The organism is Pseudomonas palleroniana (assembly GCF_003031675.1).
Taxonomy (GTDB): Bacteria; Pseudomonadota; Gammaproteobacteria; order Pseudomonadales; family Pseudomonadaceae; genus Aquipseudomonas; species Aquipseudomonas palleroniana.
Genome location: NZ_PYWX01000068.1, coordinates 162,031 through 173,965, shown reverse-complemented (window position 1 = coordinate 173,965; position 11,935 = coordinate 162,031). Strand labels below are relative to the sequence as shown.

Sequence of the window (11,935 nt, the reverse complement as noted above, 5' to 3'; positions counted from 1 at the left end):
ATTTCAGCACTGTTATCGAGCATTTCGGCACAGTAACCACTCTTTGCTCAACCTAGACTAGAGCTTCACTTTAAGACTCAGATGGAGTCGCGATGAAAATCAGATTAATCCTGCCTGCACTTTCCATGGCAGTAACATTCAGTGGATACGCTGCCGATTTCGTACTGACCAGCCGGGATATTGCTGATAATCGCCCGCTGACCAGTCGCGAAGTGTTCCAGGGCTTCGGTTGCGAAGGTGGCAACACTTCTCCTGAGCTTTCCTGGATAAACGCCCCCACAAGTACTAAAAGCTACGCGATCACCGTTTACGATCCCGATGCGCCAACCGGCAGCGGTTGGTGGCATTGGACGGTGTTTAACCTGCCAGCTTCCACCCATAGCTTGCCAAGAGGAGTGGGGGCGAACCTGCCCGTCGGTGCAGTACAAGGGCGAACCGATTATGGTCAGCCGGGGTTTGGTGGAGCTTGCCCACCTGTCGGAGATAAACCCCATCGCTATCAATTCACCGTATGGGCATTGAAAGCCGATAAACTACCGCTCGACAACCAAGCCAGCGGAGCCTTGGTAGGTTACATGCTCAACGCTAACGTCCTGGCCAAAGCGACCATTACTTCAACTTACGGACGTTAAGAACGATGCGCCCTTGTGACGGCATACAGCACCGGGAAAACATTATCGATGCATGTGTCATACGGGCGCGACAACCCCTCACCTTGCCAAGGGTGCCGGTGTTTGTGACCACCTTGTGTCGAGTGCGACAGGGGGAAAAACTGTTGCAATGGGATGATCGGGAGATGCGCGCAGGGCCTCATCATCTGATTCTGATGCCGGCCGGGCGCGAACTTGGTATCTCCAACTTCCCCGGCCCTCACGGTCACTACATCGCCGATGCGGTGACCTTTCCCGTCTCGACATTGCGTAACTTCATTACCCGATATAGCCAGCAGATTATGAGCTGTCGTGGTGTACTGAAGACCGATCTATGCGTTCCTCTGGACAGGCACACAACCCAGGCATGGGAGCAGTTGTTGGCCGCCATCAATGGGAACGCCCCGCAGGCACTATGCACACATTATGGGGAAGCGGTTCTTCTGAGCCTATGCCTTGGCGGCCAGATCGGATCTCTGCTGATGGGACGCAACGATCCACTGTGTGAACGTGTGCAGCAACTGGTAATGGCCAGTCCGGAGAGAGACTGGACGGTCGCAAGCATCGCACAACACATGAACCTGGGTGAGTCGACATTACGCCGCCAACTGGCGAAAGAGGGTAATAGTTTCAGGAATATTTTGGAGGGCGTTCGACTGTCGACAGCATTACAACGGTTGCAAACAACTTCTCGCCCGATCGGTGAAATCGCCGGTGCCTGCGGTTACGCCTCGGCCTCACGTTTTGCTGTTCGCTTTCGCTCACACTATGGCCTGTCACCACGTGAGTTGCGGGCGGCGATTTGAGCATTTTCGTGAGGTCTTCCCGTATTGTTGCTGCCCTCGACGCTATTGACTCTCGCGCTCGACGTAACACGGGCCACTGTCGATATCTTCGGACTGGCATCCCGTTTGCGCAACTAAAGCGGTTGCCAGTCACATGACGAGTCGCATAACGGCACGGGAATACTCTAACCATCCCAGCATCCCAGCATCGTTTTGGTTTCAAGGTTCATACGGGGGGGGTTAGTGGCAATGGATAGCTGGAGGGAAGTTCCGTTCGGATACATCATTTAACATAATATACATTATGCGAACCATCAGAACATCTCACCAGGGACTCTCCCAATGCTTTTCATCCAATACTGCCACCCGCAAAACGGCATTCCGCCAACGCGCCGGATTCCCTTCCGGCACATTACGCTCGCTTCATACCATCCCAGGAATCAATGCGAGTACTCTTGAAACCAATCAACAACGTGACCCACCGTACGATCAACCACATCAGGCTGTTCGTAATATTGGAAATGATGAGTACCGTTCTCCCAGATCAGTTTTTTGTCTGCGGTGGGAATAGATTCAAAATGTCGACGTGCTGCCGCCGGGTTCATGCAGGTGTCCGAATGCACTACAAGTGCCGGCTTCTTGAGTTTGGCTACGCCTGGCACCGTGGTGTAATCGAAATGGTCCAGGTCACTCATGATTGCATAGCGGTTTTCCCAGCCTTTGAGCGTCCATGGGCCATACCAGCTCCACACTAATGGGCCTGGTAGACCTGCGTCGGAGCCGAGTACCGGATCGCCCAGTTCCGCACAGACCAGCGGCTGGTAGACGACTTCACCGGTGGTTTCGTAGCGCCGCTTGGCATCACGCGCACGCTCCAGTCGTGCGGCGAGCAATGCTTCCAATTGCTCAGTCGTGGGTGCGGTCGCCGGGTCAAACGGATTTTCGCTGACGCCGGCTGCGAGCATGAACAGGTCGGTTTCACGGTCGCGGTAATAACCCGTGATGGATGCAACGGCGCTTATCCGGTCGTCATAAGAGGCGATGTCCAGCATTTCGGGCCCGCCCTGGCAAATACCCAGCAGGAACACGCGTTTGCGGTCGATATCCAGGCGCGTGAGCAAGTGATCCAGCGCCGATACGACGTCTTCGTTTTTCATCTTCGGGTTTTCCAGGCGCCGCGGCATTCCTCCACTTTCACCGACGGTACGGGGGTCGAATGCGAGCGCCGCAAACCCTTCATCTGCAAGTCGAGTTGCGTATTGGGTCGGGGCCTGTTCTTTGGAAAACGAATAAGGCCCCAGGAGTACAACCACCGGATGAGGTCCCTTCCCTTTAGGCCGGTAAAGTACGCCGACGACGCTGTCGCCGTGGGAGTTGAAGGTTAGTTTTTCAGCTGTGTAATTGCCGTGCGTGGACATATTTACGCCTCCATAGTCGTGAGCAGGTTCAGCTTATGGGATACTCACTGGTGCGAATATGGCCACAATACTTGATAAATACATGAACAACGCTCATCAACTCAAAGGCGTGGATTTCTTCACGCTGACGGTATTTCTCGCAGCGGCAAAGCATCTCAACTTCCGTGCGGCGGCGTTGGAACTGGATATAACGCCGTCGGCGGTCAGCCATTCGATGAAGACGCTTGAACAGCGGCTGGGTGTGCGTCTGTTCAATCGAACCACACGCAGCGTGTCGTTTACCGAGGCTGGCGAGCGCCTGGCTAAAAAGCTCTCTCCGGCGATGTCTACAATCGCCGACGCCATGCAGGAAGCCGATGATAATCGTGGGGTTCCCAGTGGCACCATCAGGATCAATGCGAGTGAAGGCGCTATTCGCATGGTCTTTCGTCCGGTGCTTGCCCGCTTCCTGTGCGAGCATCCGTCGATTCACCTCGATGTGGTGACTGATGGCAAACTCAGCGATATCACCGCCGATGGCTTCGATGCGGGCATCCGGCTGGCTGAAGCCGTGCCGCAAGATATGATTGCCATTCGTTTGACTGAAGACATACGTTTCGCCGCAGTAGGATCACCGGGTTACTTTGCAGCACGTGGACGCCCGCAATCGCCGCGGGATCTTCATCAGCATGACTGCATCCGGTTCCGATTCGACAGCGGCGCGATTTATCGCTGGGAATTTGAACGCCGAGGCTGCAAGGAAAGCATCAACGTCAACGGTCCGCTCACGTTGACCGACCAGCCTTTTATGGTCGAAGCGGCCATGGATGGCATAGGCATCGCGTTCGTGCCCGAGCATCTGGTACTGGACGCACTGGCCGATGGCCGGCTTGAGCGCGTGCTGGATGATTGGTGCCCTTCAATGCCGGGACTGTGCCTCTATTATTCCGGGCACCGTCATGTGTCAGTCGCCCTTCGTGCATTGATTAACGCTCTTCGCAGGGCGGAATCTAATCCTGTGCCCTCTCCCGTCAAGAACAGCTGATTCTATAACTCAACTAAATGACTATTTAGTTGAGTTATAGAATTGCCCGAAGCCTCCCAGCTATTGTTTGCTCTCGTCTGCCTTGCCCTCCTGCATCTGCACAGAAGACTTGGTTCCACTGGTGTTTTTCTTCGTCGCATTATCGGCATTGTCAAAGCACCCATGAAGCATAAATACGCTGCACAAGCCTAAACACAGATAGAGCTTTTTCATGATCGTTCTCCCGTAATCAGTGTGCCCTGCCCCCTGCTTAAGCTGCGGGTTTGAGCACAACTTTCGTCCAGCCATCGTCACGCGCGTCGAAATGCTGGTAGGCCTCTGGCCCTTCAGCGAGTGTGAGGCGATGAGAGATGATCTGCGACGGCTTTGCACGTCCGTGATGGATAAGCTCGGCCAAACGACGATTGTAGGCTTTGACGTTGGCCTGCCCGGTCCGGATCTGCTGGCCCTTGAACCAGAATGCACCGAAATCGAAGGCCATCTTGCCCTCCTTCGCCAGCTCATTTTTTGCCCCTGGGTCTTGCGGTACGAATACGCCGACGACGCCGATTCCGCCAGTCGCCTTGGTCGAGGCCACAAGATTATTCATGGTCAGGTGATTGGCTTCATGACCGTGGCGGTCGCAGCATTGATAACCGACGCACTCACAACCACGATCGGTACCTTTGCCCTGGGTCAGGTTCAATATCTGATCCACGGCTTCTTTTTCAAGCGCGTTGATCGGCGTTGCGCCCATCTGGGCCACCAGCTTCAAGCGATCAGGATGATTGTCGACCACGAACACCTGGGATGCGCCCTTGATCATGGCTGAGTGCGCGGCCATCAAGCCCACCGGGCCGGCGCCGTAGATGGCAATGCTTTCGCCCGGCAACAGGCCGGTTAATTCAGTGGCGTGCCAGCCTGTCGGGAAGATATCGGAGAGCATGACGTAATCTTCTTCGCGCTCTTGCGCATCTTCGGGTAACACCAGGCAGTTGAAATCGCCATACGGCACCCGCAGCAATTCTGCCTGGCCGCCCTGATAAGGCCCCATGTCGGCGAACCCATAGGCAGCGCCCGCAGTGCCCGGATTAGCCGTCAGGCAGAACCCGGTCAGGCCTTTTTCACAATTTTCACAGAACCCGCAGCCGATATTGAAAGGCAAGCACACCCGGTCACCGACCTTGACTCGATCTACACCAGAGCCAATTTCAATGACCTCCCCCAGGTTCTCGTGGCCAAACACCCTTCCCGTTTCAAAGGATGTCCGACCTTCATACATGTGAAGATCAGATCCGCAGATATTGGTGGTGGTGACTCGCACCAGAATATCGGTGGGTTTCTCGATTTTGGCATCCGGAACGTTTTGCACGCTGACGTCACGAGGGCCGTTATAAACGATGGCTTTCATTGCGTTCTCCCAGAGGCAAGACGAAAAGAAGTTTTCGTCAGCACATGTTCAATCTGTCCGGGAGAGCAATTCGTATGTTCAAGAAAATCGCATCAAGTCTGACGAGCGGTGCTTTGGATGAACGCTCAAAAAATCTGAATTATTCATCACCGAGTCTCTCTGTTCCTGTTTGGGCAGCCTTCCCTGCTTTCACCTCTGGAGCTGATAACACGAGGAACTCCTATGTCGAACGCTATGGATACGGCGCAGCAGCCGATCACAATTGAATACCTGCTGGACACGCTGTTCGGGGTCAATGCACTCACCACCGAGTGCCTGGCGCAGAAGATCGACAAGGCGCCCGGCTTCCAGCTACGGCTCGCCCCACCATGGCCGGCGCAACTGAAACACGCCCACAGCATTGCCTTTGAATGGCACGGCAGCGCCTGCCGTGCCGTGGTACAGCACGCCGAGCCACTGCCCGGCGGCGATCTGCTGTTGGATATCGAGCCGCAACCTCGGTAGCGCCGTTCATGGTCACCGCCGAGGGCCAGGCTGACCCGCGCATGGTTGCCGAACGCGATCAGCGTATGCGTATCGACAGCGCCGAAAAGAAGCAGGCTCGCGCCGACATCATTGCGCCTCCCATCGCCCCCGGTGCGGACGCATGGCGTCAGGGCGATGTTATCCAGATCACCGACCCGACGTTGAAGGCCCATCAACACTGATAGCACCACTCGTGCATTTGGATGGAACGATCATCGCCGCTCCCTTCTCTACCGCAACACCCCAACTCGGGGGCAGCGGCCCCCCTTTTACGAGGTAACCCAGCATGTCTTACGACTTCCAAGGTACTGCCAGCGTGATAACTGCCTCGCGCCATCTGGGGACACCCTCGGATGAATGCCTGAATGATTCGGTCGAGATCCAACTGACCAGCAGTGGCAAGCCGACCGTTGCGCGGTTGAACTTCGATAGTCCATTGGAGTGGCCGGGGCACCCCAACTTTGTCACCGTCAACCTGCCCGACGGCACCTCTGTCAGGGGCGTTATCGCCGAGATCGAGCGGCCCGCAGATGCAGGCGGTTGGGTAACTTTCACAGTGGATGATTGAGCATCGTGAGGTGATCGGGTCACCTATCGAATTGTTGGACAATTCTTTTGAATTTTTTTTGACGTCAAATCTCTGTACTTCATGAGCATAGGGAGGCCTCATGAAACACAACGATCTATTCACCATTGACTATCAGCTTCACGGCGAACCGAAGTCTTTCATCGTACGGGCGGCGCAAATGAACAATGCCGAGGCTTGGCATTGGGCCAGTTGCGATGCAGGGGTAGCTATCATCCCCAGATTCGGTCGGCAAGCCCTCAAGCGAGTCTCCAAACCCATGGCGGAGAAATACGGCATCAGCGACGTACGCTGGAGTACTGCGCAGCAGATTCAATGGGCGGAGGCTTGACATGATCAACAGCCAGACACTGGGTTACACCAGCACACAAGAGCGTGAGGACGAGGTCGAGCGCAACAACCAGATGTTTTTCGAAGCCGATCGACTGGATGCGCAAGCCTACCAAATCATTGAGTCGTACAGCGGTGATGCACAGACATGGGCGCGCTTCACCGAAGCCAAGCGGCTCGCGGATGCGCAGCGAACTGCGGCCTATCGAGAATGGATGCGTATCCACCGCGCGCGGCGCAAATAACCGTCAGCCCTAGCCATTTCAGGGCCCCTGATTCGGTTTTTTAAAGGTCTGCCTGAGACAACACCGCCCTGGTCGAGCTCTGCCTCCCCAGGGCGGTGTTCATTCAGAGAATCGGTTTGCCACCTGTCACGCCGTAGCGCTCACCGGAGATATAACTGCCCTCGTCCGATGCCAGCAGTACGTAGATGGGCGCCACTTCGACCGGTTGACCTGGGCGTCCCAGCGGTGTGTTGCCGCCGAAGTTTTTCACCTGATCCTCGGTCATGGTCGACACGATCAACGGCGTCCAGATGGGGCCGGGAGCCACGCTGTTAACGCGGATACCGCGCTCGCCGAGCATTTGCGCCAGGCCTGCGGTGAAGTTGGCGATCGCGCCTTTGCTCGCGGCATACGGCAACAACGTGGGGTTGGGCATGTCGGAATTGACCGAGCTGGTGTTGATGATCGAGCTGCCTTCGGCCATGTGCGGCAGCGCGGCCTTGCATATGCGGAACATCGCGGTGACGTTGACGTTGAAGGTTTTCAGCCAGTCCTCGTCGGGAATGTCTTCCAGCGATTGGTAGGTCATCTGGAAGGCTGCATTGTTGACCAGCACATCGATACGCCCGAACTTCTCCACGGTATCGTTGACGATCGCCGTGCACTGCTGCGCGTTGCCCAAGTCGCCGGGCAACAGCAGGCATTGCCGCCCCGCCGCCTCGACCCAGCGTGCGGTCTCCTTGGCGTCTTCATGCTCGTCCAGGTAAGAAACCGCCACATCCGCGCCTTCACGGGCGAACGCGATGGCCACCGCACGGCCGATGCCGCTGTCGGCGCCCGTAACCAAGGCTATTTTGTTGGCGAGCCGGCCTGAGCCTTTGTAGGTCTGTTCACCACAATCGGGCATCGGGTCCATCTTGCGCTGTTCACCGGGTACCGGCTGCTGCTGGGTGTTGAACGGTGGTGTTGGATAGTGATTCATCGTGTTTTCTCCAGTCGTGATTAATGTTGCGAGGGTGCGTCGGGAGGGGAAGTTCAGATGGATGTGCGGTTAATCGGATAACCGTGCCGCACGACAGCAACCCGTGGCGAGGGGCTGGTTCCCTCGCCACAGGGCTTGGGTCAGAACTCGGGCTTGGGCTGCAACCCCATGCCCAGATCGGCGCCGGTGATCGGGTCGCTGAGGGGGTCTGACACCGTGCGGATTTTCATCGCAGCCAGCACGGCTTCGTCTGCCTCGTCCAGCTGCACACTGGCCGTTCCATCGCCACCGTCGACCGCCGGTTGAGGGGACTCGACGAATTCCCAATCGTCGCCCTGGTTCCATGGGCCGCGCACACTTTCCGCACCTTGCGACATGTTGTAATAGACCTGTGCGAACTCAGGCTTGCCGGGTAACTTGCCTTGGGGAAAGTTCGGCTGGATCGCATGCAAGGCCTTTTCAAAGGAAATCTGGTGGGCGATTTCGCGCGTCATCAAAAAGCCCAGCGCATCCTTGACGCCCGGGTCGTCGGTGACGTTCATCAATCGCTCGTAAACGATCTTGGCGCGGGCTTCCGCGGCGATATTGGAGCGCATGTCGGCAGTGGGCTCGCCGATGGTGTCAACGTAGGCGGCGCTCCATGGCACCCCGGCGCTGTTGATCAGCGGCGCACCGGCACCGTACAAGAGGCTGGTGATGTGGGAATCATTGCCGGCACCGTTCAGCGAGCGGTACAACTCACCCTCCTCCTCCACGCCTTCCGCCAGGCGGCCTTTGGCCCCCTTGTTGAGCATGACGATGATCGAGCCGACGATTTCCAGGTGGCTGAGTTCTTCAGTGGCGATGTCCATCAACAAGTCTTTACGCCCTGGGTCGTCTTCCGACAGGGCTTGGGTGAAATAGCGGGAGGCCGCTGCCAACTCGCCTTGGGCGCCACCAAACTGCTCGAGTAAAAGGTTCGCCAGGCCCGGGTTGGGCTCGGCGACGCGTACGGTGTCAGTCGTGGCGTTGGGATCTTCGTTGCGCCCCGCCGTTCCCAGGACGCAACCGTCCTCATTCGGTGCAGGCGATTCTTCAGGTGGTTGGTCTTGGCCATTGGATGAGTCGTGGTTCATGGCAAGCGTCTCCTGTGTGTGCGTATGAACTCATTTGGAATCTTGCGAAAGTTTCAAGTGCCACGCGAAGGACGAACGGCCGTGGAGTTATCGATAGGTTGCAATGATTAAGTAGTCATTACCGGTAACGCCTCTGTTTCTTCCCTGAAAAACTTATACGAAGCGGCAAGCAAAGATTGTTTTTGTATAAGTTTTCAGTATTAAACGCCGTTCGTCGCCACATCCCGAAATTCGTAAAACGTTTTTCCATCGGCCGATATCGGAGTAAATGTCCGTTGCGAAACGGGCAACTAACGAAGCGCCAACTTAGTGACTGGAGAATTATCATGACTACAGGTAATAAAAACTCGGGTAACTTTGCCAATGACCGCGAAAAGGCTTCCGAAGCCGGGAAAAAAGGCGGCCAATCGTCAGGTGGCAATTTTGCCAATGATCGCGAAAAAGCCTCTGAAGCCGGGCGCAAGGGCGGCCAGCAGAGCCACGGCGGTGGCCGTAAATCGGGTTCTTGAGTGACCGTGCATGGGGGCGGCTTTGCCGCCCCTTCGGTTTCGGTCTGGCATAGTCTTCACCGAGGCGTCACGCTGTATTGCGCAAGGCATAAGCGGCTTGGCCACCATCGACATGCTGATTTGTTTTTATAATTGGTTTAGTGCATTCATTTAGTTCGGCGGACAGCACGTTTGGGTGACTGTGCTCGCGCTTGTGCTTCAACTTTAAATATCGCGACCGAAGACTGGCTATTGCATATTGCCGTGTGTTTTATGCCGATAAGTAATCTGATTAACTCTCGAATTATAAGCGCTGGCAACTTTCTTCCAACAACAGATCAACCACCGCTTGCCCGCGTTGCACGACAGACGCCCCCGGCGCATCGAAGGCACGTAGCTGACGCTCGGCACTGGTGCCGTCGCGCAGCATTTGCCGTATCTGCTCGAACACGCCCTCCTCGCCCACCGCACGAGCGGTATCGCCCCATTCTTGCTGCGCCAGCACCAGCCATTGTTCAAGCGATACGGGCTCTGTGTCCGGCGCCAGTACAAAGCGCGCATGGCGTCCCCAGCGTCGCGCTTGAATGCGGTTTTCCTTGAGCAACCAATGCTGCTCCAGGCTGTACTGGCTGCCGGGGGCCGGTAGCTGGCAGGCGTGTTTGATCATCACCCGGAACAGCCCGGCCAAAGCCAGCGCATCGCTCAAGCGCGGGCACGCATCGGTCATGCGCAACTCCAGCGTCGGGTAGCTCGACGAGGGTCGGCAACCCCACCACACATTCGCGTCATCGGCCAACGCCCCGCTACGCTTCAACATATTCAGGTAGCGCTCGAAGCTCGGCTCATCCGGCAGATATTCAGGGATGCCCATGCGTGGCCATTCATCGCAGACCACCTGCCGATAACTGCAATAGCCGTTGGGCTGGCCCTGCCACAACGGTGAGGAAACGCTGAGGGCCAACAACATCGGCAACCCAGGCAACACCTCGTTCAACACGGCGATGCGGTCCACCCCCACCGGGATCTCTGCGTGGACATGCAGCCCACTGAGCACGCTGCGCTGCGCGACGCTCTGGAACTCCTCGAACAAACGCTGGAAATGCGCCTGGGGCGTAGCGCGTTGCGCCTGCCAATCGGCCAACGGGTGCGCGCCGCTGCATATGAAGCCCAGCCCATGCTCGGCCAGGGCCTGGCTCAACTCGCGGCGCACCCGGCCAAGGTAAGCCGCAGCCTCTGCGGTGTCGGTAAACACCGGCGATGCGACCTCGACCTGGCCCTGGAACATCTCATAGGAAAAGCCCTCGCCAATCGCCTCGCGGCATACCGCGAGCACTTCGGCTGACGGTTCAGCGAGCATGCGCCGGCTGTGCAAATCGGTGATGAAATATTCTTCTTCGATACCGAAGCGCTGTGCATGATCCATGGGCACTCAGCTCAGCCGAGTCACAGTGAGCGCGACCGCAGCGATGCGGTCGACGCGCTCATAGCCCGGCTGCTCCAGCTCTTCGCCGAACACATCGGGGTCAAGCTCCTCGTAGGTCCAGCCAAACTCATCGCCGGTCAGCATGGCGCGAGCGGCTTCAAGAAACACATCACGCCCCTCCACCATTGCCACGCCGGTGTAGAGCAGCAAGGTGCCGTCGCGCTCCAGGCGGGGCAAGGCTTCACGCAGGATGCGCAGCGACAACGCCTCACCCAGCTCACCGCCGCCATGGCGATAGGCGCGCTGCTGGCTGTCCTTCATATAGGGTGGGTTGGCGAGGATCAGATCAAAGCGGCCGTCGACGCTGTCGAGCACATCACTGTGGTACACGCTGACGTTCGTCACCTCGGCCAGTTCGGCGTTGACCGCACTCAGGCGCAGCGCCTTCGGGTTGATGTCCACCGCGAACACTTCCGCCTCAGGACGGGCACGCGCCACCAGCAAGGCGGCAGCCCCTGAACCGCAGCCGATGTCCACGGCCCGGCGAATCGGCGCGAAGCGTTGGCGCAGGCAAGCTTCAATCACACGGGCAAAACGGTAAGTGTCGGGACCGAAAAACACCGAATCGGCCTCCTCGGTCGGAAACGCCGAATGCGTCAGCAGCAAAGGCCCCAGGCTCGACCAACGCACCGTACTGCGCCAACGGCCGTGCGCCTTGACGATAACTCCCGCCTGTTGCAGCTCCTGCAGCTCGGCTGCCTCGAACACCTGCATATCGAAGGGCCGCGACCAACCGAAAATCCCGCGCAGGTCGCTGGCCGGTGCATTGTCCCACCGCGCAATGAAGCGCTGGTGAGTCAGAGGCGTGGGCGTGATGAAGTGATAGTGCTCGGCCTGCAAACGGCGGCCCAGGCGCAACAGCGCCCGGTCAGCCTGCGCTTGAGCCGATGACACAGGGGGTGTTGAACACAACAGCGAGTCGACCATGGTCAGGC

15 protein-coding genes and 1 pseudogene are annotated in these 11,935 nt (G+C 57.5%); 9 read left to right on the top strand and 7 right to left on the bottom strand.

Features of this window, described 5'->3' with window-relative positions; translation table 11 throughout:
• Positions 1-92 precede the first annotated feature (92 nt).
• Positions 93-632, top strand: a complete 540-nt coding sequence (locus tag C9383_RS23955) for a kinase inhibitor (RefSeq protein ID WP_090371079.1) — start codon at positions 93-95, stop codon at positions 630-632.
• 5 nt (positions 633-637) lie between these two features.
• Positions 638-1,456, top strand: a complete 819-nt coding sequence (locus tag C9383_RS23950) for a helix-turn-helix transcriptional regulator (RefSeq protein WP_090371077.1) — start codon at positions 638-640, stop codon at positions 1,454-1,456.
• Between the two features lie 419 nt (positions 1,457-1,875).
• Here C9383_RS23950 and C9383_RS23945 read toward each other — a convergent pair whose 3' ends face one another.
• Positions 1,876-2,853 carry an alpha/beta hydrolase gene (locus tag C9383_RS23945; protein ID WP_090371075.1) on the bottom strand — a complete coding sequence of 326 codons (978 nt, stop codon included), beginning with the start codon at positions 2,851-2,853 and terminating at the stop codon, positions 1,876-1,878.
• A gap of 82 nt (positions 2,854-2,935) precedes the next feature.
• Between C9383_RS23945 and C9383_RS23940 the strand changes: the two genes are divergently transcribed.
• Complete coding sequence (locus tag C9383_RS23940; RefSeq protein ID WP_090371072.1) at positions 2,936-3,877, top strand: LysR family transcriptional regulator; 942 nt, start codon at positions 2,936-2,938, stop codon at positions 3,875-3,877.
• 60 nt (positions 3,878-3,937) lie between these two features.
• Here the strand turns inward: C9383_RS23940 and C9383_RS28245 are convergent, their stop codons facing one another.
• Together C9383_RS28245 and C9383_RS23935 are read right to left on the bottom strand one after the other, a co-directional pair.
• Positions 3,938-4,090 carry a hypothetical protein gene (locus C9383_RS28245; RefSeq protein ID WP_162843530.1) on the bottom strand — a complete coding sequence of 51 codons (153 nt, stop codon included), beginning with the start codon at positions 4,088-4,090 and terminating at the stop codon, positions 3,938-3,940.
• A 37-nt stretch (positions 4,091-4,127) separates the two neighbouring features.
• Positions 4,128-5,267: a glutathione-independent formaldehyde dehydrogenase gene (locus C9383_RS23935; protein ID WP_090371069.1), complete on the bottom strand. Its 1,140-nt coding sequence runs from the start codon at positions 5,265-5,267 to the stop codon at positions 4,128-4,130.
• A 222-nt stretch (positions 5,268-5,489) separates the two neighbouring features.
• Between C9383_RS23935 and C9383_RS23930 the strand changes: the two genes are divergently transcribed.
• From C9383_RS23930 to C9383_RS23910, 5 genes and pseudogenes are all read left to right on the top strand, one after another.
• The gene (locus C9383_RS23930; protein WP_090371067.1) at positions 5,490-5,771 is read left to right on the top strand and encodes a hypothetical protein; all 282 of its coding nucleotides are present in this window, start codon (positions 5,490-5,492) and stop codon (positions 5,769-5,771) included.
• Positions 5,772-5,785: 14 nt separating this feature from the next.
• A pseudogene (locus C9383_RS23925) lies at positions 5,786-5,974 on the top strand (DUF1264 domain-containing protein); the annotation flags it as partial.
• 104 nt (positions 5,975-6,078) lie between these two features.
• Positions 6,079-6,360: a hypothetical protein gene (locus C9383_RS23920; RefSeq protein WP_090371065.1), complete on the top strand. Its 282-nt coding sequence runs from the start codon at positions 6,079-6,081 to the stop codon at positions 6,358-6,360.
• 100 nt (positions 6,361-6,460) lie between these two features.
• Positions 6,461-6,709 carry a DUF6555 family protein gene (locus C9383_RS23915; protein WP_060753038.1) on the top strand — a complete coding sequence of 83 codons (249 nt, stop codon included), beginning with the start codon at positions 6,461-6,463 and terminating at the stop codon, positions 6,707-6,709.
• A gap of 1 nt (position 6,710) precedes the next feature.
• On the top strand, positions 6,711-6,953 hold the full coding sequence (locus C9383_RS23910) for a hypothetical protein (RefSeq protein ID WP_412046058.1): 243 nt from the start codon (positions 6,711-6,713) through the stop codon (positions 6,951-6,953).
• Between the two features lie 103 nt (positions 6,954-7,056).
• Here the strand turns inward: C9383_RS23910 and C9383_RS23905 are convergent, their stop codons facing one another.
• Together C9383_RS23905 and C9383_RS23900 are read right to left on the bottom strand one after the other, a co-directional pair.
• On the bottom strand, positions 7,057-7,914 hold the full coding sequence (locus C9383_RS23905; RefSeq protein WP_090371063.1) for an SDR family oxidoreductase: 858 nt from the start codon (positions 7,912-7,914) through the stop codon (positions 7,057-7,059).
• Between the two features lie 140 nt (positions 7,915-8,054).
• Positions 8,055-9,029 (bottom strand): manganese catalase family protein, encoded by a 975-nt coding sequence (locus C9383_RS23900; RefSeq protein ID WP_235863264.1) that lies wholly within the window; start codon positions 9,027-9,029, stop codon positions 8,055-8,057.
• A gap of 326 nt (positions 9,030-9,355) precedes the next feature.
• Between C9383_RS23900 and C9383_RS23895 the strand changes: the two genes are divergently transcribed.
• Complete coding sequence (locus C9383_RS23895) at positions 9,356-9,538, top strand: con-10 family general stress protein (protein ID WP_060753033.1); 183 nt, start codon at positions 9,356-9,358, stop codon at positions 9,536-9,538.
• A gap of 283 nt (positions 9,539-9,821) precedes the next feature.
• Here C9383_RS23895 and C9383_RS23890 read toward each other — a convergent pair whose 3' ends face one another.
• Together C9383_RS23890 and C9383_RS23885 are read right to left on the bottom strand one after the other, a co-directional pair.
• The gene (locus tag C9383_RS23890; protein WP_090371061.1) at positions 9,822-10,940 is read right to left on the bottom strand and encodes a carboxylate-amine ligase; all 1,119 of its coding nucleotides are present in this window, start codon (positions 10,938-10,940) and stop codon (positions 9,822-9,824) included.
• A gap of 6 nt (positions 10,941-10,946) precedes the next feature.
• Positions 10,947-11,927, bottom strand: a complete 981-nt coding sequence (locus tag C9383_RS23885) for a methyltransferase (RefSeq protein ID WP_090371059.1) — start codon at positions 11,925-11,927, stop codon at positions 10,947-10,949.
• Positions 11,928-11,935: the final 8 nt, after the last annotated feature.

Coding starts and splice junctions, on each gene's coding strand:
- C9383_RS23955 (WP_090371079.1), top strand. CDS start 93: ATGAAAATCAGATTAATCCTGCCTGCACTTTCCATGGCAGTAACATTC.
- C9383_RS23950 (WP_090371077.1), top strand. CDS start 638: ATGCGCCCTTGTGACGGCATACAGCACCGGGAAAACATTATCGATGCA.
- C9383_RS23945 (WP_090371075.1), bottom strand. CDS start 2,853: ATGTCCACGCACGGCAATTACACAGCTGAAAAACTAACCTTCAACTCC.
- C9383_RS23940 (WP_090371072.1), top strand. CDS start 2,936: ATGAACAACGCTCATCAACTCAAAGGCGTGGATTTCTTCACGCTGACG.
- C9383_RS28245 (WP_162843530.1), bottom strand. CDS start 4,090: ATGAAAAAGCTCTATCTGTGTTTAGGCTTGTGCAGCGTATTTATGCTT.
- C9383_RS23935 (WP_090371069.1), bottom strand. CDS start 5,267: ATGAAAGCCATCGTTTATAACGGCCCTCGTGACGTCAGCGTGCAAAAC.
- C9383_RS23930 (WP_090371067.1), top strand. CDS start 5,490: ATGTCGAACGCTATGGATACGGCGCAGCAGCCGATCACAATTGAATAC.
- C9383_RS23920 (WP_090371065.1), top strand. CDS start 6,079: ATGTCTTACGACTTCCAAGGTACTGCCAGCGTGATAACTGCCTCGCGC.
- C9383_RS23915 (WP_060753038.1), top strand. CDS start 6,461: ATGAAACACAACGATCTATTCACCATTGACTATCAGCTTCACGGCGAA.
- C9383_RS23910 (WP_412046058.1), top strand. CDS start 6,711: ATGATCAACAGCCAGACACTGGGTTACACCAGCACACAAGAGCGTGAG.
- C9383_RS23905 (WP_090371063.1), bottom strand. CDS start 7,914: ATGAATCACTATCCAACACCACCGTTCAACACCCAGCAGCAGCCGGTA.
- C9383_RS23900 (WP_235863264.1), bottom strand. CDS start 9,029: ATGAACCACGACTCATCCAATGGCCAAGACCAACCACCTGAAGAATCG.
- C9383_RS23895 (WP_060753033.1), top strand. CDS start 9,356: ATGACTACAGGTAATAAAAACTCGGGTAACTTTGCCAATGACCGCGAA.
- C9383_RS23890 (WP_090371061.1), bottom strand. CDS start 10,940: ATGGATCATGCACAGCGCTTCGGTATCGAAGAAGAATATTTCATCACC.
- C9383_RS23885 (WP_090371059.1), bottom strand. CDS start 11,927: ATGGTCGACTCGCTGTTGTGTTCAACACCCCCTGTGTCATCGGCTCAA.